This is a genomic window from Streptomyces sp. NPDC101160, assembly GCF_044768205.1.
Taxonomy (GTDB): domain Bacteria; phylum Actinomycetota; class Actinomycetes; order Streptomycetales; family Streptomycetaceae; genus Streptomyces.
The window spans coordinates 428,317-448,161 of the sequence record NZ_JBIWPJ010000009.1 but is presented as its reverse complement, the minus strand read 5'-3'; the positions used below and the strand labels follow the sequence as shown (position 1 = coordinate 448,161).

Below are 19,845 nucleotides of genomic sequence, written 5' to 3'. Positions count from 1 at the left end.
TACTGTGGCCCTGGGGCCGGAGACCACAGGGGGGAGCGGCGATGCAGCGAGGCGTGTTACTGGACGGCCGGTACGAGCTCACGCACGAACTCGGCCAGGGCGGGATGGGCGAGGTCTGGGCCGCCCGCGACCAGAAGATGCAGCGGGATGTGGCGGTCAAGTTCGTCAGCAGGACCGCGCGGGACGAGACGCTCCTCATCCGCTTCCGCCGCGAGATCCGGGCCGCCGCGGAACTGCCCGGCCGGTACACGACCGTCGCCCACGACTGGGGCGCCACCGAGATCGGCGGCGTGCACCTCCTCTACATGGTGATGGAGCGACTGCCCGGGCCCACGCTCAAGGACGCCGTCGAGGCGGGACTGCCGCGCTGGGACGTGGCCGTCTCCTGGGCACGGCAGGTGGCCGCGGCCCTCGACGCCGCGCACCGGCGCGGGATCGTCCACCGGGACATCAAGCCCAACAACGTGATGTTCACCGAGGAGGGCGAGCTGAAGGTCCTCGACTTCGGCATCGCCAAGTTCTTCGGGGAGACCCTCAGAGAGGGCGGACTCACCCTCACCGGCATCCCGCTGGGCACCCCCGCGTACATGTCGCCCGAGCAGGCGAAGGGCGCACGGACCGTCGACCACCGCAGCGATCTCTACTCGCTGGGCGCGCTGCTCTACTTCCTGCTCACCGGTCAGGCGCCCGTCACCGGGGACAACGCGTGGGCGATCACGTACCAGGTGATCCACGGCGAGGTGCGCGCCGTCGACGAACTCGCGCCCGGGATCCCGCCCGAGCTCGCCGAACTCGTCATGCAGCTCCTCGCCCGCGAACCCGAGGACCGGCCGGCCTCAGCGGCGGCCGTCCTGGACCGTCTGGTCGGGTACCCGGCCTCGGCAGTCGAGGGGGTGCTGGAGCTGGCCGCGGCGGAGGCCCTGCAGCTGCGAGAGGAGGCCCGGCAGGCCGCCGAGCAGCACCGCCTGCTGGCCGAGTCGGCCGCCCAGCAGGTGCGCGACGACGCGGAGGCCTTCGCGGCCGAGCTGCGTTTCGAGGTGGAGAAGGACGTCGCGGCCGTACGGGGCGCGGCGCTGCAGGACGCCCAGGACCTGCGGGCGCGGGCGGAGGCCCTCTTCGCGGAGACCCGCGACAAGGCGGCCCAGGCCGCCAAGGAGTTCGAGACGAGCCTCGCCAAGCGCCGCGAACAGTCGGAGCGCGACCTCCTCTCGCGTCAGGCCAAGGCGGAGACGCGCCTCGCCGAGATCGAGAACCGGGCAGAAGAACTGCGCCTGGAGGCGGAGAAGCTGCGCACGGACGCGGAGCGCAGGGCCCGCACGGTCGTGGGCCGGGCCGTGGAGCTGCGGGACGCGGCGGAGCGGGAGTGGGCACGGCTGCAGGAGGTCCATGCCGAGATCGCCGCGATCCTGGCGGCAAGCCGGTACCAGCCGGTCGACGCCCTCGTCGAGCAGCGGTCCCGCATCGTCCGCCAGCTGCAGGCCCTTGCGGACGCCCTGTCGGCCGGTACGGCGCCCGAGCCCGGGCCGGCCGAGGCGATCCCGGTCCAGCAGACCAAGGGCTGACCGCACGGAACCGCGAGGGGCCGCCCTCCGCGTACGTGTCGGCGTACGGGGAGGGCGGCCCCTCGGTCACTCACCGCCCGGGCGGGCGGCCGGCCTCACAGGCCGTACCGCTCCCGGGCCTCCTTGACCGCGGTCACCTGGACCTCGCCCTTGCGGGCGAGCTGGGCCAGGGCGGCCACGACGATCGACTGGGCGTCGACGCCGAAGTGGCGGCGGGCGGCCTCACGGGTGTCCGACAGGCCGAAGCCGTCGGCGCCCAGCGAGGTGTAGTCCTGCTCGACCCACTGCGCGATCTGGTCCGGGACCTGGCGCATGTAGTCGGAGACGGCCAGGACGGGCGAGTCGACGCCCTCCAGGGCCTGGCGGATGTACGGCACCCGCTCCTCGCCGCGCAGCAGGGCCGCGTCGGCCTCGAGGGCGTCACGGCGCAGCTCGGTCCAGGAGGTCGCGGACCACACGTCGGCGGCCACGCCCCACTCGGCGGCGAGCAGCTTCTGCGCCTCCAGGGCCCAGTGGATGGCCGTGCCGGAGGAGAGCAGCTGGATGCGGGCGGCGTTCGCGGGCAGCTCCAGGCCGGCCGACTCGGCCGTGTTGAAGCGGTAGAGGCCCTTGACGATGCCCTCGTCGACGCCCGCGTGGCCCGGCTTGGCCGGCTGCGGCATGGGCTCGTTGTAGACGGTGAGGTAGTAGAAGACGTTCTGGTCCTCGCCCTCGGCCGCCTCGCCGTACATGCGGCGCAGGCCCTCCTTGACGATGGCCGCGACCTCGTAGGCGAACGCCGGGTCGTAGGTCAGCGCCGCCGGGTTGGTGGCCGCGATGACGGGGGAGTGGCCGTCGGCGTGCTGCAGGCCCTCACCGGTCAAGGTCGTGCGGCCGGCGGTCGCACCGACGAGGAAGCCGCGGCCGAGCTGGTCGCCGAGCTGCCACATCTGGTCGGCGGTCCGCTGCCAGCCGAACATCGAGTAGAAGATGTAGAACGGGATCATGGCCTCGCCGTGCGTCGAGTACGCGGTCGACGCGGCGATGAAGTCGGCCATCGAGCCGGCCTCGGTGATGCCCTCGTTCAGGATCTGGCCGTTGACGGCCTCCTTGTAGTACATCAGCTGGTCGCGGTCGACCGGCTCGTACGTCTGGCCCTTCGGCGAGTAGATGCCGAGCGACGGGAACAGCGACTCCATACCGAAGGTACGGGCCTCGTCCGGGACGATCGGGACCCAGCGCTTGCCGGTCTCCTTGTCGCGGACCAGGTCCTTGATCAGGCGCACGAAGGCCATCGTGGTGGCGACGTTCTGCGAGCCGGAGCCCTTGTCGAAGGAGGCGAAGACCTTGTCGGCCGGGGCCGGCAGCGGCGCGACCGGGTGGACGCGGCGGGCCGGGGCGGGGCCGCCGAGGGCGGCGCGGCGCTCCTGGAGGTAGCGGACCTCGGGGGAGTCGGCGCCCGGGTGGCCGTAGGGGACCACGCCGTCGACGAACTGCGCGTCGGAGATCGGCAGCTCCAGCAGGTCACGCATCTGCTTGAACTCGTCCGACGACAGCTTCTTCATCTGGTGATTCGCGTTCTTCGACGCGAAGCCCTCACCGAGGGTGAAGCCCTTGACGGTCTGCGCCAGGATGACGGTCGGCGCGCCCTTGAACTCCAGCGCGGCCTTGTACGCGGCGTACACCTTGCGCGGCTCGTGGCCACCACGGGAGAGGTGGAAGCACTCGAGGATCTTGTCGTCGGACAGCAGCTGCGCCATCGCGACGAGCGCCGGGTCCTTGCCGAAGAAGTCCTGGCGGATGTAGGCGGCGTCGCGGGTCTGGTACGTCTGGACCTGCGCGTCCGGCACCTCGCGGAGGCGGCGGACCAGGGCGCCGGTGGTGTCGAGCGCGAACAGCTCGTCCCAGGCGTTGCCCCACAGGGTCTTCACGACGTTCCAGCCGGCGCCGCGGAACTGGGCCTCCAGCTCCTGCACGATCTTGAAGTTGGCGCGGACCGGGCCGTCGAGGCGCTGCAGGTTGCAGTTGATGACGAAGGTCAGGTTGTCCAGACCCTCGCGGGCGGCGAGTGCGAGTGCCGCCGTCGACTCGGGCTCGTCCATCTCGCCGTCACCGAGGAAGGCCCACACGTGGGAGGCGGAGACGTCCTTGATGCCGCGGTTGGTCAGGTAGCGGTTGAAGCGCGCCTGGTAGATCGCGGAGAGCGGGCCGAGGCCCATGGAGACGGTCGGGAACTCCCACAGCCAGGGCAGGCGGCGCGGGTGCGGGTAGGAGGGCAGGCCGTTGCCGCCGGACTCCTGCCGGAAGTTGTCGAGGTGGGCCTCGTTCAGGCGCCCGTCGAGGAAGGCGCGGGCGTAGATGCCGGGGGAGGCGTGGCCCTGGATGTAGAGCTGGTCGCCGGAGCCGTCCCCCTCCTTGCCCTTGAAGAAGTGGTTGAAGCCGGTCTCGTAGAGCCAGGCCGCGGAGGCGAAGGTGGCGATGTGGCCGCCGACGCCGTGCTTGGCGCCGCGGGTGACCATCGCGGCCGCGTTCCAGCGGTTCCAGGCGGTGATCTTCCGCTCCATCTCCTCGTCGCCGTCGATGACGGGCTCGGCGGAGGTGGGGATGGTGTTGAGGTAGTCCGTCTCCAGGAGCTTCGGCAGGGCGAGGCCCGCCGTGTCGGCGTGCTGGAGGGTACGGCGCATCAGGTAGGCGGCCCGGTGGGGGCCGGCGGCCTTGGTGACGGCGTCGAGAGAGGCCGCCCACTCGGCGGTCTCCTCGGTGTCACGGTCCGGGAGCTGGTCGAGCTCGCTCGGAATCTTGCCTACGGGATCGGTCATGATCGCCGCCTTCCGGACAGGTGGGGGTGGAGATAAATCGGCCTTGTCTGGCAGGACAGGGCGTGGACCGGGGTACGGCCCGCCGAAGACTGTAAGCCGTCGATCGATGATCGATCAAAGCTTCGCCAAGAAAAAGATGCCCGGAGCACCAAAGTCGGCACAGGGTGCCGCGACGGAGGGCACCCGGTGCCTTGTTTTCGCAGGTGGGCTCTCATTCTGAGGCGCCCCTCGCACAAATGAGCGGGCCCGCCCGGAGGTGGACCCGCTCATCGATCCGGTGGCCGGGATCAAACGACCCGTCGGCCGGATCACGCCCTCGGCGCGCATCCCAGGACGTGCGCCTTCACCAGCGCCCCGATGTTCGGGTCGCCCCGGCGGAACGCCTCCACCAGCTCCTGGTGCTCCTCCGCGTACGACTTCTGCACCGTGCCCAGCCAGCGGATCGACAGCGCCGTGAACACCTCGATGCCCAGGCCCTCCCAGGTGTGCAGCAGCACGCTGTTCCCGGCCGCCTTCACCAGCTCCCGGTGGAAGGCCACCGTGTGCCGCACCTGCGCCGTGCCGTCCGAGGCCGCGTCCGCCTCGTACAGCGCCGCCACGTGCGGCTCCAGGGCCGAGCAGTCGGCCGCCAGACGGCCGGCCGCCAGCTCCGCCGCGATCTGCTCCAGACCGGCCCGGACGGGATAGCTCTCCTCCAGGTCCGCGGCCGAGAGGTTGCGCACCCGGACGCCCTTGTTGGGCGCCGACTCGATCAGCCGCAGCGACTCCAGCTCGCGCAGCGCCTCGCGCACCGGCGTCTGCGAGACCTCCAGCTCGGTCGCGATCCGCCGCTCCACGATGCGCTCGCCCGGCTTCCAGCGACCGCTGACGATGCCCTCCACGATGTGCTCGCGGATCTGCTCGCGCAGCGAATGGACGACGGGCATGGTCATGGGGGCAGCTCCAAATAAAAAGGTGCGGCCCGAAGGGCCTCCGGCAGGGGTGGCGGTCGGGCGACGGGAGGGCGTGACATTTAGACAATACGGCGGCGCCCCCGCCCGGAAACACATCCGGACGGGGGCGCCGACGGTGAGGCTCGTTACGTTGCCTTCCGGCCGCGTGCCTTACAGACCGAGGTCGACCTCGAACTCGCCGGCCTCCAGGATCGCCTTCACGGCGGTCAGGTAGCGGGCCGCGTCGGCGCCGTCCACCAGGCGGTGGTCGTACGACAGCGTCAGGTAGGTCATGTCGCGGACGCCGATGACGGTGCCCTCGGCGGTCTCGATGACGGCCGGACGCTTGACCGTGGCACCGATGCCCAGGATGGCGACCTGGTTCGGCGGCACGATGATCGTGTCGAAGAGCGCACCGCGCGAGCCGGTGTTGGAGATGGTGAAGGTCGCACCGGACAGCTCGTCCGGCGTGATCTTGCTGGCGCGGACCTTGCCGGCCAGCTCGGCCGTGGCCTTGGAGATGCCGGCGATGTTCAGGTCGCCCGCACCCTTGATGACCGGCGTCATCAGACCCTTCTCGGAGTCCACGGCGATGCCGATGTTCTCCGAGTCGAAGTACGTGATGGTGCCCTCGTCCTCGTTGATCCGGGCGTTGATGACCGGGTGGGCCTTCAGCGCCTGGGCCGCCGCCTTCACGAAGAACGGCATCGGGGAGAGCTTGACGCCCTCGCGGGCCGCGAACGCGTCCTTGGCGCGGGCGCGCAGCTTCATCAGCTTGGTGATGTCGACCTCGACGACCGAGGACAGCTGGGCCTGGCCGTGCAGCGCCTTCATCATGTTGTCGCCGATGACCTTGCGCATGCGGGTCATCTTGACCGTCTGGCCACGCAGCGGGGAGACCTCCAGGGCGGGGGTCTTCGGCGCGGCGGCGGCATGGCCTGCGGCAGTTGCAGTGGCGGGGGCCGGGGCGGCAGCGGCGGCCTTCTTGGCCTCGGCGGCCGCGAGGACGTCCTGCTTGCGGATGCGGCCGCCGACGCCCGAACCCTTGACGGCCGTCAGGTCGACACCGTTCTCGGTGGCGAGCTTGCGGACCAGCGGGGTCACGTAGGCGCCGTCCTCCGCCGGCTGTGCGGCGGCGGGAGCCGGAGCGGCCGGGGCGGCGGCCGGGGCCGGGGTGACCGGGGCCGGAGCGGCCGGGGCGACCGGAGCCGGGGCGGCGGCCGGGGCAGCCGGAGCCGGAGCCGGAGCGGCCGGAGCCGGAGCGGTGGCGGGGGCCGGAGCGGTGGCGGGGGCCGGGGCGGCGGCCGGGGCCGGGGCGGCCGGAGCGGCACCCGCGGCACCGATGACGGCCAGCTTGGCGCCGACCTCGGCGGTCTCGTCCTCACCGACGACGATCTCCAGGAGAACGCCGGAGGCGGGGGCGGGGATCTCGGTGTCGACCTTGTCCGTGGAGACCTCGAGCAGCGGCTCGTCGGCCTCGACGGTCTCGCCGACCGACTTCAGCCAGCGGGTGACGGTGCCCTCGGTGACGGACTCGCCGAGCGCCGGCAGGACGACGTCGGTGCCCTGGGCGGCACCGGCGGGGGCGGCGGCCGGAGCCTCGGCGGCGGGCGCCGGGGCGGCCGGGGCCTCGGCCACGGGGGCCGGAGCCGGCTCGGCGGCCGGAGCCGGAGCGGCCTCGGCGGCGGGGGCCGGGGCAGCCGCGGGGGCGCCGGTGCCGTCGTCGATGATGGCCAGCTCGGCGCCGACCTCGACCGTCTCGTCCTCGGCGACCTTGATGGAGGCCAGGATGCCCGAGGCGGGGGCGGGGATCTCGGTGTCGACCTTGTCGGTCGAGACCTCGAGCAGCGGCTCGTCGGCCTCGACACGCTCGCCCTCGGCCTTGAGCCAGCGGGTGACGGTGCCCTCGGTGACGCTCTCGCCGAGCGCCGGCAGGGTTACGGAAACCGACATGGTTTCAGTTGCTCCTAACGAATTGCGGAAGTTGGTCGTCGCGCCCTGTGATGACGTGAGCGTCAGTCGTGGGAGTGCAGAGGCTTGCCGGCCAGGGCCAGGTGGGCCTCGCCGAGCGCCTCGTTCTGCGTCGGGTGGGCGTGGATGAGCTGCGCGACCTCCGCCGGCAGCGCCTCCCAGTTGTAGATCAGCTGCGCCTCGCCGACCTGCTCGCCCATGCGGTCACCGACCATGTGGACGCCGACCACGGCACCGTCCTTGACCTGGACGAGCTTGATCTCGCCCGCGGTCTTCAGGATCTTGCTCTTGCCGTTGCCCGCGAGGTTGTACTTCAGGGCGACGACCTTGTCCGCGCCGTAGATCTCCTTGGCCTTGGCCTCGGAGATACCGACGGAGGCGACCTCCGGGTGGCAGTACGTCACCCGCGGCACGCCGTCGTAGTCGATCGGCACGGGCTTCAGACCGGCCAGCCGCTCCGCGACCAGGATGCCCTCGGCGAAGCCGACGTGCGCGAGCTGGAGCGTCGGGACCAGGTCGCCGACCGCGGAGATCGTGGGCACGTTGGTCCGCATGTACTCGTCCACCAGGACGTAGCCGCGGTCCATCGCGATGCCCTGCTCCTCGTAGCCGAGACCGGCCGAGACCGGGCCGCGGCCGATGGCGACGAGCAGCACCTCGGCCTCGAAGGTCTTGCCGTCGGCCAGGGTGACCTTGACACCGTTCTCGGTGTACTCGGCCGACTGGAAGAACGTGCCCAGGTTGAACTTGATGCCACGCTTGCGGAAGGCGCGCTCGAGCAGCTTGGAGCTGTTCTCGTCCTCGACCGGGACGAGGTGCTTCAGGCCCTCGATGACCGTCACGTCGGTGCCGAAGGACTTCCACGCCGAGGCGAACTCGACGCCGATCACACCGCCGCCGAGGATGATCGCGGACTCCGGCACCCGGTCCAGGGTCAGCGCGTGGTCCGAGGAGATGATCCGGTTGCCGTCGATCTCCAGACCCGGGAGCGACTTCGGCACGGAGCCGGTGGCGAGGAGGACGTGACGGCCCTCGACCCGGCGGCCGTCGACGTCGACGGAGGTCGGGGACGACAGGTGGCCGGTGCCCTCGATGTACGTCACCTTGCGGGAGGCGACGAGACCCTGCAGACCCTTGTAGAGGCCCGAGATCACGTCGTCCTTGTACTTGTGCACGGCCTTGATGTCGATGCCCTCGAAGGAGGCCTTGACACCGAACTGCTCCGCCTCGCGCGCCTGGTCGGCGACCTCGCCGGCGTGGAGCAGGGCCTTCGTGGGGATGCAGCCGTTGTGCAGGCAGGTGCCGCCGAGCTTGTTCTTCTCGATCAGTGCGACGTCCAGGCCCAGCTGCGCTCCGCGCAGCGCCGCGGCGTAACCGCCGCTACCGCCGCCGAGGATCACTAGGTCGAAAACGGTGCTGGCGTCGTTCGCCACGTCACGTCCTCCATGCATGTGCGCTCGTCGCTGGTCGTCGGTGACCAGGCGGCGGCTCCGGGTGTCCGGCCGCATATTTGTCGGCCCTGTGGTGGGGGCCCTGTCCTGCCGAGAACCCATCTTCGCACTTGTTGCCGGACGGCGGGACGCGGGGCCGCGCTCTGAGACGGCGGATAGTCCGTACGGACGGGCGACGGCCACGTACGAAGCTACGGATTTCGTCGCGAGCGAACGGCCCCCAGGTCGATGACCTGGGGGCCGTGACGCGGATCACTCAGTGACCGGAACCGGATCGGAACCGGATCGGAGCCGGACCGGACCTGGCCCGGAGCCGGATCCGGACCGGATCAGAGGTCGCCGTCCGCCGTGCGCTCCGCGAGCCGGACCAGGGTGCGCACCGAGGAGCCGGTGCCGCCCTTCGGGGTGTAGCCGTACGGGGCGCTCTCGTGGAAGGCCGGGCCCGCGATGTCGAGGTGGGCCCAGGTGATGCCCTCGCCGACGAACTCCTGCAGGAAGAGGCCGGCCACCAGGCCGCCGCCCATCCGCTCGCCCATGTTGGCGATGTCGGCGGTGGCGGAGTCCATGCCCTTGCGCAGGTCCGCGGGGAGCGGCATCGGCCAGGACTGCTCGCCGACCTCCTCGGCGATCTCGTGGATCGCGGAGCGGTAGTCGTCGTCGTTGGCCATGATGCCGAAGGTGCGGTTGCCGAGCGCCAGGACCATGGCACCGGTCAGGGTGGCCACGTCGACGATCGCGTCCGGGTGCTCCTCCGACGCCCTCGTCAGCGCGTCCGCGAGGACCAGGCGGCCCTCGGCGTCCGTGTTGAGGACCTCGACCGTCTTGCCGCTGTACATGCGCAGGACGTCACCGGGGCGGGTGGCGGAGCCGGACGGCATGTTCTCGGCGAGCGCCAGCCAGCCGGTGACGTTGACCTCGAGGCCCAGGCGGGCGGCGGCGACGACGGCGGAGAACACGGCGGCGGCGCCGCTCATGTCGCACTTCATCGTCTCGTTGTGGCCGGCCGGCTTCAGCGAGATGCCGCCCGAGTCGTAGGTGATGCCCTTGCCGACCAGGGCCAGGGTCTTCTCCGCCTTCGGGTGGGTGTAGGCGACGCGGACCAGGCGCGGCGGGTTCACCGAGCCGTTGCCGACGCCCAGGATGCCGCCGTAGCCGCCCTTGGTGAGCGCCTTCTCGTCGAGCACCTGCACCTTGAGGTTGTGCTCCTTGCCGGCGGCCTGCGCGGCGGCGGCGAACGCGGCCGGGGTCAGGTCGTTCGGCGGCTGGTTGATCAGGTCGCGGGCGCGGTTCATCTCCTCGGCGACGGTCCGCGCGCGCTCCGCGGCGGCCTTGTAGGCCTTGTCGCGGGGCTTGGCACCGAGCAGGGCGACCTCGCCGAGCGGCTTCTTGCGGCCCTCGCCGTCCTGGTACGCGGTGTAGGCGTACGCGCCGAGCAGCGCGCCCTCGACGATGGCGGCGGCGTCCTCGGGGGCGCCGATCGGCAGCGCGAAGGCGGCCTTCTTCACGCCGGCCAGGGCGCGGGCGGCGGTGCCGGCGGCGCGGCGCAGCGCCTCGGCGTCGTAGCCCTCGCCGTCCTCGGGCGCGGAGCCCAGGCCGACGACGAGCACGACGGGGGCCTTGAGGCCGGCCGGCGAGGGAAGCTTGGTCGCCTCACCCTCTGCGCCGGTGGCACCCAGAGTGTCCAGGACGGCGGCCAGGCCGCCGTCGAACGCCTGGTCGACGGCCTCGGCGCCGGGGGCCACGACGAGGGTCTTCCCGGACTTCGCGGCGCCGACCACGACGACGTCGGCGCGCAGCGTCGCCGCGCCGGCGGTGCTGAGAGTGAGAGCAGTCACGGTGGTGAATTCTCGCTTCCGTTGAGTTCTGTGGCGGTCGAGGGATGGGCCGACCGTGCCCGCCGCATCGTATTTCGGCCCGAAGAGCGCCCGGACACGAGGTTACGCTCGCTCACCGCCTTCGCTCACGGCGACGGCGATTCACTCGTCCGTGGAGTCTCTGTCGGGTTTACGTCGCGGGCCGGGCGGCCGCGTTCCAGACTCGGCTCGCGTCACCGGGCCGCGTCGGCTCCGCGTCAACTCCGACGCGCCGTCGAACGCGCCTCGACCACGCCATCCACTGCGACATCTCCACAGGTCCCGCCGCCCCGGCGGGCCTGCCGAGGGGGGACACCACCGATGGATTCCAGCCGCTCCCGCACGCCCGGAACCGCCCGCGGATCCAGGGTTCCGGCCCGCGGGGACTCCGGGCTCGCGGCTCGAAGCGAGGCCCGCGAGAGCTCCGGGCTCGCCGCCTCCCGTGCCGCGGCCCGCGGGGATGCCCGGCCCGGCGCCTCCCGCGGGGCCTCTCCGTCCGGCGCCCGACGCGCGGCCCGCGGGGGCTCCCGGTTCGCCGCGCTCGCCGCCGCCGCGCTGCTCGCCGCCGTCGTCCCCGCCGCGCAGGCGGGCGCCGCGACGACCGCCCCGCGCGTCGACCTGACCGTGCTCGTCGTCGACGACGGCGGCAGCGCGGTCGAGGCGATCACCGCCGAGCTGACCGGCTCCGGCATCCCGTACCGCCGGATCGGCCTCGACGACCCGAACCGGCCCGTGCTCACCGCGGCCTTCCTCCACGACACCGTCGACGGCCGGCCGCGCGCCAGGTACCAGGGCGTCGTCCTGCCCCACGAGGCCGTCTTCGGCCCCGACTCCGCCGAGCAGGCCGCGCTCGTCGCGTACGAGCGGGACTTCGGCATCCCGCAGGTCGACGCCTACACCTGGGCGCACCCCGACGTCGGCCTCGACTACACGTCCGACGGCGGCTGGGCCGGCGTCCTCGACGGCGCCCGCGCCTATGTCACCCCCGCCGGGCAGGCCGGGCCGTTCCGGGACCTGCGCGGGACCGTCACCTTCGACGACAACGACCCGGACGTCTCGGAGAGTTACGGCTACGCGGGCCGCCCCCGGGCCGGCTACACCAGCTACCTCGACATGCCCGCCGCCGACGGCGGCCGGATGAGCCTGATCGGCGAGTACGCCCACGACGGGCGGCGCGAACTCGTCGTCACCTTCGCCTACAACCCGTACCAGCGCCAGTTCCGGGTGCTCGCCCGCGGCATCGTCGACTGGCTCACCCAGGGCGTCCACCTCGGCCAGAGCCGCAACTACCTCTCCGTCCACGTCGACGACGTCCTCGCCCCCGACGCCCGCTGGGACACCGTCCGCGACTGCACCCCCGGCGACAACGACTGCGCCGGCGGCGACCAGGCCGGCGGCAACCCGATCCGGATGACCGCCGAAGACGCCGCGTACGCCGCCGCCTGGCAGAAGTCCTCCGGCCTCCTCCTCGACCTGGTCTACAACGGCGGCCAGGGCGAGGAGTGGAAGACCGAGCACGGCGGCAGCGACCCGCTGGCCGCCCGGCTGCTCGCCGACCGGGCGCAGTACCGCTGGGTCAACCACACCTACACCCACGCCTTCCTCGGCTGCGTCCAGGACACCACCACCGTCCCCTGGAGCTGCGCCAAGGACGCCACCGGCGCCGTCCGGTGGGTGAGCCGCAGCGAGATCTCCGCGCAGATCCGGGACAACCTCGACTGGGCCGCCGGCAAGGGCGTCCCCGTCGACCGCACCGAGCTCGTCACCGGCGAGCACTCCGGCCTGAAGACCCTGCCGCAGCAGCCCGCCGACAACCCGAACCTGGCCGGCGCCCTCGCCGACAACGGCGTGAAATGGACCGCGAGCGACGCCTCCCGCGAGCCGCGGCAGCGCTCCGTCGGCACCGGCTACGGCGCCGCGCTGACCGTGCCCCGCCACCCCATGAACGTGTACTACAACGCGGGCACCGCCGCCGAGATGACCGATGAGTACAACTGGATCTACACCTCGCGCGCCGACGGCGGCAGCGGCCTCTGCGAGAACAACCCGGCCTCCACCTGCCTGCCCGCCCCGCTCGACCCGGCCACCGGCTACGCCGCGTACATCGCGCCGCGCGAGGCCCGCACCGTCCTCACCCACGTCCTCGGCAACGACCCGCGCCCGCACTACGTCCACCAGTCCAACCTCGCCGAGGAACGTCTGCTCTACCCCGTCCTCGACCAGGTCCTCGCCGACTACAAGGCGGTCTACGCCGCCAACACCCCGCTGGTGAACCCGCGCCAGAAGGACGTCGGGACCGAGCTGAGCCGCCGCGCCGACTGGGAGCGGGCGCTCGCCGCCGGCCAGGTCACCGCCTACCGCGTCGGCGACACCGTCACCGTCAAGGCGCCCTCCGGCGTCGCCGTCCCCGTCACCGTCCCCGAGGGCACCCGCAAGCAACTCCTGCTCGGCACGGCCGCGTTCGGAACCCCGTACGCCGGCACGCGGTCCGCCTGGACCACGCCCGAACTGCTCCAGACCGCCGTCACGCTCAAGCTGCCGACGACCTGACCAGCCCGCCTCGCGTCCGGGGGGACACGCACATGCCGAGCAGCGGCCGTCACGTCACCATGCTCACCGAAGGCACCTATCCGCACGTCCACGGCGGCGTCAGCACCTGGTGCGACCAGCTGATCCGGGGCATGCCCGAGGTCGACTTCCACGTCCTCGCCCTCACCGGCAGCGGCCGCGAACCCGTCACCTGGGAACTGCCGCCCAACCTCACCGCCCACACCTCCTTCCCGCTCTGGGGCGCCGCCCCGGAGCGGGCCCGGTGCGCCCCGCGCGGCCGGGCCGCCCGCCGCTTCCTCGACGCGTACGAACGCCTGCTGCTCGCGATCCTCGACCCGGCGGCGGACTGCGACTTCGGCGACAGCCTGTTCGTACTCGCCGGGCTCGCCCGCGAGGGCCGGCTCACCGCCGCCCTGCGCTCCGAGCGCGTCCTGCGCTCCCTGATGTGGATCTGGACCATGCCGCACCTGCCGACGGCCGCGGCCCGGCCCACCGTCCACGACGCCCTCACCGCCACCGACCTGCTCGAACACGCGCTGCGCCCGCTCGCCGCCCGGATACCCGGGGGCCGCGTCGCGCACGCCGTCTCCAGTGGACTCGCCACCCTGCCGGCGCTCGCCGCCCAGCACTTCGAAGGGGTGCCCTTCCTGCTCACCGAACACGGCATCTACCTGCGCGAGCGGTACCTCGGCTACCGCACCGAGGCCCAGCGCTTCCCGGTCAAGGCCCTGCTCCTCGGCTTCTACCGCGAGCTCAACACCCTCGGCTACCGCAAGGCCGACCTCATCACCCCGTGCAACCAGTACAACCGGCGCTGGGAGGAACGCGGCGGCGCCCCCGCCGACCGCATCCGCACCGTCTACAACGGCGTCGACCCCGCCGCCTTCCCCTGGGCCGGCCCCGAGCCCGAGACCCCGACGCTCAGCTGGGTGGGCCGCGTCGACCCCATCAAGGACCTGGAGACCCTGATCCGGGCCTACGCGATCTGCCGCGCCGAACTCCCCGAGCTGCGGCTCCGGTTGTTCGGCCCGGTCCCGGCCGGCAACGAGGACTACCGCACCCGCCTGGAGAAACTCGCCGCCGAACTCGGCGTCGCCGACGGCGTCACCTTCGAGGGCCGCACCTCCGACGTCGCCGGGGCCTACGCCTCCGGCAACGTCGTCATGCTCTCCTCCATCAGCGAGGGCTTCCCCTTCTCCCTCATCGAGTCCATGTCCTGCGGCCGCGCCACCGTCTCCACCGACGTCGGCGGCGTCCGCGAGGCCGTCGGCGACACCGGCCTCGTCGTCCCGCCCCGCGAACCCGCCGTCATGGCCGCCGCCGTCACCGAGCTGTTGAACGACCCCGGGCGCCGCGCCGACCTGGCCCGCCGCGCCCGCCAGCGCGTCGTCGACCGCTTCACCCTCCACCGCTCCGTCGACGGCTTCCGCCGCATCTACCTCGAACTCGCGGGCCGCCCCACCTGCCCGCCCGCCGAACCCGAGGACTGGACGGTCCGTCTCACGGACCCGTGGCGCCGGACGTGGGGGGAGGCGGTGCCGGCATGAGCGGCTCGCTGTGGCTGAAGCCGGGCACGACCGGCGACTCTCTGCCGACGATCCCGCGGCAGCGGACGACGACGGCGGGGACCGGGGCGCCCGCGTCGACGGCCGCGCCGGCAGGCAGGCGAGGCTCGGTGGAGTACGCCCCCGACCCCCTCGACGACCTCGTCGTCCGTCTCGGCGCGCTCGCCGCCGTCGCCGTGCATCCCGACGAGATAGCCGCGATCCTCGAGTCGGACGGCATGACGGACGATCACATCCGGCTCACCTACGGCCGGGCCGACTCCTTCGCCCTCGCCGAGGACCTCTACGCCCGTACCGAGCGCCGCCACCCCGAGCCCGAGGCGCCGGCCGCCGGGCCCTGGCACACCGGCCTCGCCGGGTGTCTGCTGCGCGGGCTCGTCTTCGCGCTGCCGGGGCTCGCGTACGTGCTGGGGGCGCCGGTCCTGGCCGCCGGGCCCGGGCGGTACGGGCTGCCGCCGGGGAGTGTGCCGCTGTTCGCGGGGGCGGTCACCGGGTGGGTGTGGAACCAGGCCCTGGCGCACCGCGCGTACAGCTGGCTCGGGCTCGGCGACCGGCGGGCCGCCGTACGGGCGCTGCAGACCGGCGCTCCGGCGGGGGCGCTCGCGGGTGCGGCGGTCGCGGTGGCGGCGGCCGGGCCGGGGGAGGGGCCGGCCGCGCTGTTCGGGGCCGGGCAGGCGGTGTACCTGGCGGCGGCGACCGTGCTGCTCGTCCTCGGGCGCGAACGCGCCCTGCTGGCCGCCCTGTTGCCGCTCGCCGGCGCCGTCCCGGCCGTCCGCCACGACCTGCCGGAGCCGCTGCGGATCGCCCTCCTGTTGCTCTCGCTCGCCGCCACCGCCGCCTTCGCGGGGCTCTCGCTGCGCGCCGGCCGCGCCGGGGGCCGGGGCGGCGGCCGGGGCGGACCGCCGTTCGCCGCCTCGCTCCCGTACGGCCTCTTCGGCCTCGGCAGCGGACTGCTCGTGCTCGGCGTCGGCGCCGACGCCGTCATCGCGCTCAGCCTCTCCATGGGCCCGGCCGAATGGCTCCTGCACCGCTTCCGCGGCGCCAGCCTCACCCGGCTGCGGCTGCTGACCACCGCGTACGAGTTCCGGCGCGCCGTCACCGGCATGCTGGCCCGCTGCCTCGGCGGCTACCTCGCCCTGCTCCTCGCGCTCACCGTCACCGCCGGGGCCCTGTGGCCCGGCGCCGCCGCCGTGTCCGCCGGGCGGATCGTCGCGCTGCTCCTGGTCGGCGCGGTGCTGTGGCTGGGGCTGCTGCTGCAGGCGTTCGGCGCGGTGTCGAGCGCGGCCGTGGTGTGCCTGCTCGCCGCCGTCGCGCAGGCGCTGGCCCCGGCGGCCGGGCCGGTCGCGGCGGGCCTGGCGGCGGCCGTGCTGTGCGTGCTGACCTGTGTCCTGCTGGTTCGACCGACCGCCCACCGCTTCTAGGGGCCCGGACTGTGACTCCCTCCTCCCTCCTGCTGCCCTTCTACGAGCACCCCGCCGACCGCCCCGACGACTGGGCCGCCGTCGTCGCGGCCGCGCCCGCCCTCTACGGCGTCGTCCTCAACCCGGCGAGCGGCGCCGGCCGCGCCCCCGACCCCGCCTTCGCCGAGGTCGCCGCCCGGCTGCGGGCCGCCGGGGTGCGGGTCCTCGGCTACGCGGACACCGACTACGGCCGCCGCCCGCACGCCGAGGTCGTCGCCGACCTGGTACGGCACCGCGACTGGTACGGCGCCGACGGCGCGTTCCTCGACCAGGTGCCGACCGAACCGGCCGCGCTGCCGCACTACCGCCGCCTGACCGTGGCCGCGCGGGCCGCCGGCGCCACGACCCTCGTCCTCAACCACGGCGCCCACCCGGCCCCCGGCTACGAGGAGATCGCCGACCTCCTCGTCACCTTCGAGGGCCCCTGGGACGCCTACCGCGCCCTCGACCTCCCGGTCGCCGACCACTACTGCCACCTCGTCTACGCGGTCCCCGCCGACGCCCCGCGCCCGGCGACCCCGGTCCACTGCGCGGTGCCGGGCACGGGCGCGCACCCGTGGGGCACGCTGCCGCACACCCTGGAGCCCGTCCGGTGACCCGCCGCCCGCTGCCCCTGCTCGCCCTCCTCCTGCTCCTGCTCACGGCCTGCACGACGACGCCTCCCGCGCCGGATCCCAGGCCGGATCCCGGGCCGCGGGCCGACCGCTGGCGACCGGCCCCGGGTCTCGCCTGGCAGTGGCAGCTCAGCGGCCGCCTCGACCCCTCCGTGGACGTCCCCGTCTACGACATCGACGGCTTCGACCACCCGGCCACCACCGTCGCCGCGCTGCACCGCCGCGGCCGCAAGGTCATCTGCTACGTCTCCACCGGCGCCTGGGAGGACTTCCGCCCCGACGCCGCGAAGTTCCCCAAGGCCGTCCTCGGCAAGGGCAACGGCTGGCCCGGCGAGCGCTGGCTCGACATCCGCCGCACCGACCTCCTCGCCCCCCTCATGGCCGCCCGCCTCGACCTGTGCCGCGCCAAGGGCTTCGACGCGGTCGAACCCGACAACATGGACGGCTACCAGAACGACACCGGCTTCCCGCTCACCCCCGCCGACCAGCTCCGCTACAACCGCCTCGTCGCCCGCCTCGCCCACGACCGCGGCCTCGCCGTCGCCCTCAAGAACGACCTCGACCAGATCCCCGCCCTCCTCCCCGACTTCGACTTCGCGGTCAACGAACAGTGCGCCCAGTACGAGGAGTGCGACCGGCTCGTCCCGTTCGTGAGGGCGGGCAAGGCGGTCTTCCACGTGGAGTACGAGCTGGAGACGGGGGAGTTCTGCCCCGAGACGCGGCGACTGGGCCTCAGCTCGATGCGGAAGCGGTACGAACTGGGGGCGTGGCGGGAGGCCTGTTGAGAGGCCCCCGACGCGCCGGATTCACCCCAGTGTCAACACCACCACCGCCACCGTCCCCGCCGTCTCCGCCACCGCTCCGAAGACGTCCCCCGTCACCCCGCCGAAGCGCCCCACGCACCGTCGCAGCAGCAGTTCCGCCGCGCCCAGGGCGGCCAGGGCGGCCAGGGTGTGGCGGAGGGCGTCGTACGGGGAGAACAGGGCGCCGGCGGCCGCGCAGAGGAGGACGACCAGGGCGGTCGTGAGGGCGGCGGCGCGGACCGGGACCGTCGCGGCGACGATCGCGCCGAGGCCCTCGGGGCGGGCCGCCGGGACGCCCTCGCGGGAGGCGAGGGTGAGGGCGAGCCGGGCGACGGTCGCGGCGAGGGCGGCGGCGATCGTGCCGTACACCCAGCCCTCGGCGTACAGCTGGGAGAGCGCGGCGATCTGGGCGAGGAGGACGAAGACGAGGGCGATCACGCCGAAGGGGCCGATGTCGGACTGCTTCATGATCCGCAGGGCGTCCTCCGCGGGCTTGCCGCTGCCGAGCCCGTCGGCGGTGTCCGCGAGGCCGTCGAGGTGGAGGCCGCGCGTGAGCAGGGCGGGGACGGCGGCGGTGAGGACGGCGGCGAGCAGCGGGCCCGCGCCGAGGAGCAGCGACACGCCGCCGGCCGCGGCCGCGCACAGGCCGACGACGAGACCCGCGAGCGGGGCGCAGAGCATCCCGGCCCGGGCCGCGTCGCGGTCCCAGCGGGTGATGCGGGCGGGAAGCACCGTGAGGGTGCCGAAGGCGAATCGCAGGCCGTCCATCCGCGGAAGGGTAGTGCCCCGGCGTAGACGCTAAATTGGCCGTACCGGACGAAAACTGACCAATCGGCAGAGGGTGGCATGGGTCACTGGTTCTCGCGCAACATCGTCGAACCCGGGAAGCTCCCGCTGTTCCTCGCCCTGACCGCCTTCGTGGTGACCTTCCTGGTCACCCGCACCATCACCCGGCTCATCCGGGCAGGCAAGGGCCCGTTCGGCAACGTCTCCTCCGGCGGCCTGCACATCCACCACGTGGTGCCGGGCGTCGTGCTCAGCGTGCTCGGCGGCTTCGGGGCGGTCAGCAGCGGGCGGCACGGCGTGACGGCCGCGGTCTTCGCGGTGGTGTTCGGCGTCGGCGCCGGGCTCGTCCTCGACGAGTTCGCGCTGATCCTGCACCTCGACGACGTCTACTGGTCGGACGCCGGCCGTCAGAGCGTCGAGGTCGTCGTCCTCACCGCCACCCTGGTCCTGCTCGCGCTCACCGGCTTCTCGCCGCTGGGCGTCAATGACATGACGGGGGAGGAGCGCCAGGACCGTACGGCCCTGATCCTGACCCTCGCCGTCAACTTCCTCTTCGTCCTGATCACCCTCGTGAAGGGAAAGCTGCGGCTGGCGATCATCGGCACCCTCGTGCCCCTCGTCGCGATCATCGGGGCCGTCCGGCTCGCCCGCCCCGGCTCCTGGTGGGCCCGCCGGCTCTACGCCCGCCGCCACCGCGCCCGCGCCCGCGCCCGGATCCGCGCCTACCGGCACGACAAGCGCTGGACCCGGGTGCGGCGGAAGGTTCAGGACCTGATCGGCGGCTTCCAGGAGCGTGCCCCCGGCCGCGGCGGCTCCACGTCGTCGAGCTGAGCCAGCGGCCCGCGCCGCTGCTCCCGCCACTCCTGGAAGGCGATCACGAGGAGTACGGCGGCGATGGCGGCGATGTGCTCCTTGCCCGCCAGGTTGTTCTTGACCAGCACCTCGACGACCATCGCGACGATCACCAGGATCCCGGTCCACCGCGCCCGGTGGCGCCAGCACACGTACACCGCGAGGCCCACCACCGCCGCCGACGGCCCGGTGTCCACGATCAGCGCGTCGGAGGCGGGCAGCCCCAGCGGGTTGTCGGGGCCGAGGGCGATGCCGACGCGCGCGTAGAGCGTGCCGGCCAGCGTGGCCGCGTACGCGATCAGCAGTGTCCGCCACCGGCCCAGACAGATCTCGGCGATCCCGAACACCAGCAGGACCTGCCCGAGCGCGCCCCACACCGGCAGGTCGAGCGCCGGCACGAAGAGCGAGAGCGGGGTGCGGAGCAGCGCGTACCCCAGCGGGTCCTCGGCCCGCACCGAGCCGATGTCCTGGACCGCCTGATAGCCCCAGTCCTGGTTCTGCACCAGCTGGAAGACCGAGGTCAGCAGGACGGCGCCGATCGTCATCGGGATCGCACGCCACCGGCGTAAGGCGAGCGCCGTGCGTACGGTCCCGAAGAGCGGACCCCACTCACGGCGCGCGAACGTCCGCACGGATGCTCGCGCGGAC

13 protein-coding genes and 3 pseudogenes are annotated in these 19,845 nt (G+C 73.2%); 9 read left to right on the top strand and 7 right to left on the bottom strand.

What is annotated here, in order from left to right; translation table 11 throughout:
- Window positions 1-41: 41 nt before the first annotated feature.
- The 3 pseudogenes from ACIRSU_RS29875 to ACIRSU_RS29865 form a co-directional block, all read left to right on the top strand.
- Window positions 42-836, top strand: a pseudogene (locus ACIRSU_RS29875) (serine/threonine-protein kinase); the annotation flags it as partial.
- Window positions 837-884: 48 nt separating this feature from the next.
- Window positions 885-1,029: pseudogene (locus ACIRSU_RS29870) on the top strand (cellulose-binding protein); the annotation flags it as partial.
- A gap of 41 nt (window positions 1,030-1,070) precedes the next feature.
- A pseudogene (locus ACIRSU_RS29865) lies at window positions 1,071-1,326 on the top strand (cellulose-binding protein); the annotation flags it as partial.
- A 331-nt stretch (window positions 1,327-1,657) separates the two neighbouring features.
- Here ACIRSU_RS29865 and aceE read toward each other — a convergent pair.
- The 5 genes from aceE to ACIRSU_RS29840 form a co-directional block, all read right to left on the bottom strand.
- Window positions 1,658-4,360 (bottom strand): pyruvate dehydrogenase (acetyl-transferring), homodimeric type, encoded by a 2,703-nt coding sequence (gene aceE, locus ACIRSU_RS29860; RefSeq protein ID WP_403798544.1) that lies wholly within the window; start codon window positions 4,358-4,360, stop codon window positions 1,658-1,660.
- Between the two features lie 308 nt (window positions 4,361-4,668).
- Window positions 4,669-5,292, bottom strand: a complete 624-nt coding sequence (locus ACIRSU_RS29855; RefSeq protein ID WP_403798543.1) for a GntR family transcriptional regulator — start codon at window positions 5,290-5,292, stop codon at window positions 4,669-4,671.
- Window positions 5,293-5,463: 171 nt separating this feature from the next.
- The gene (gene sucB / locus ACIRSU_RS29850; protein ID WP_403798541.1) at window positions 5,464-7,245 is read right to left on the bottom strand and encodes a 2-oxoglutarate dehydrogenase, E2 component, dihydrolipoamide succinyltransferase; all 1,782 of its coding nucleotides are present in this window, start codon (window positions 7,243-7,245) and stop codon (window positions 5,464-5,466) included.
- Between the two features lie 62 nt (window positions 7,246-7,307).
- A complete protein-coding gene (lpdA, locus tag ACIRSU_RS29845; protein WP_403798538.1) occupies window positions 7,308-8,696 on the bottom strand; it encodes a dihydrolipoyl dehydrogenase in 1,389 nt (462 codons plus the stop codon).
- A 347-nt stretch (window positions 8,697-9,043) separates the two neighbouring features.
- Window positions 9,044-10,549, bottom strand: a complete 1,506-nt coding sequence (locus ACIRSU_RS29840) for a leucyl aminopeptidase (RefSeq protein WP_403798535.1) — start codon at window positions 10,547-10,549, stop codon at window positions 9,044-9,046.
- Between the two features lie 339 nt (window positions 10,550-10,888).
- Here ACIRSU_RS29840 and ACIRSU_RS29835 point away from each other — a divergent pair, with 339 nt between their 5' ends.
- Genes ACIRSU_RS29835 through ACIRSU_RS29815 form a run of 5 tightly spaced genes read left to right on the top strand, consistent with a single transcriptional unit; the run spans window position 10,889 to window position 17,541 of the window.
- Complete coding sequence (locus ACIRSU_RS29835; RefSeq protein WP_403798532.1) at window positions 10,889-13,117, top strand: hypothetical protein; 2,229 nt, start codon at window positions 10,889-10,891, stop codon at window positions 13,115-13,117.
- Window positions 13,118-13,149: 32 nt separating this feature from the next.
- A complete protein-coding gene (gene pelF / locus ACIRSU_RS29830) occupies window positions 13,150-14,664 on the top strand; it encodes a GT4 family glycosyltransferase PelF (protein WP_403798529.1) in 1,515 nt (504 codons plus the stop codon).
- The gene (locus ACIRSU_RS29825) at window positions 14,661-16,103 is read left to right on the top strand and encodes a hypothetical protein (protein WP_403798526.1); all 1,443 of its coding nucleotides are present in this window, start codon (window positions 14,661-14,663) and stop codon (window positions 16,101-16,103) included. The genes pelF and ACIRSU_RS29825 overlap by 4 nt, the downstream gene beginning before the upstream one ends.
- A gap of 11 nt (window positions 16,104-16,114) precedes the next feature.
- Entirely contained in the window at window positions 16,115-16,738 is a 624-nt protein-coding gene (locus ACIRSU_RS29820) for a spherulation-specific family 4 protein (RefSeq protein WP_403798524.1), read from the top strand.
- Complete coding sequence (locus tag ACIRSU_RS29815; RefSeq protein WP_403798521.1) at window positions 16,735-17,541, top strand: endo alpha-1,4 polygalactosaminidase; 807 nt, start codon at window positions 16,735-16,737, stop codon at window positions 17,539-17,541. The genes ACIRSU_RS29820 and ACIRSU_RS29815 overlap by 4 nt, the downstream gene beginning before the upstream one ends.
- A gap of 21 nt (window positions 17,542-17,562) precedes the next feature.
- Here ACIRSU_RS29815 and ACIRSU_RS29810 read toward each other — a convergent pair whose 3' ends face one another.
- Complete coding sequence (locus ACIRSU_RS29810; RefSeq protein ID WP_403798519.1) at window positions 17,563-18,327, bottom strand: adenosylcobinamide-GDP ribazoletransferase; 765 nt, start codon at window positions 18,325-18,327, stop codon at window positions 17,563-17,565.
- 78 nt (window positions 18,328-18,405) lie between these two features.
- Between ACIRSU_RS29810 and ACIRSU_RS29805 the strand changes: the two genes are divergently transcribed.
- On the top strand, window positions 18,406-19,176 hold the full coding sequence (locus tag ACIRSU_RS29805) for a hypothetical protein (protein ID WP_403798516.1): 771 nt from the start codon (window positions 18,406-18,408) through the stop codon (window positions 19,174-19,176).
- Here ACIRSU_RS29805 and ACIRSU_RS29800 read toward each other — a convergent pair.
- Window positions 19,110-19,829 carry a hypothetical protein gene (locus ACIRSU_RS29800; protein WP_403798514.1) on the bottom strand — a complete coding sequence of 240 codons (720 nt, stop codon included), beginning with the start codon at window positions 19,827-19,829 and terminating at the stop codon, window positions 19,110-19,112. The two genes, ACIRSU_RS29805 and ACIRSU_RS29800, sit on opposite strands and share 67 nt — an antisense overlap.
- Window positions 19,830-19,845: the final 16 nt, after the last annotated feature.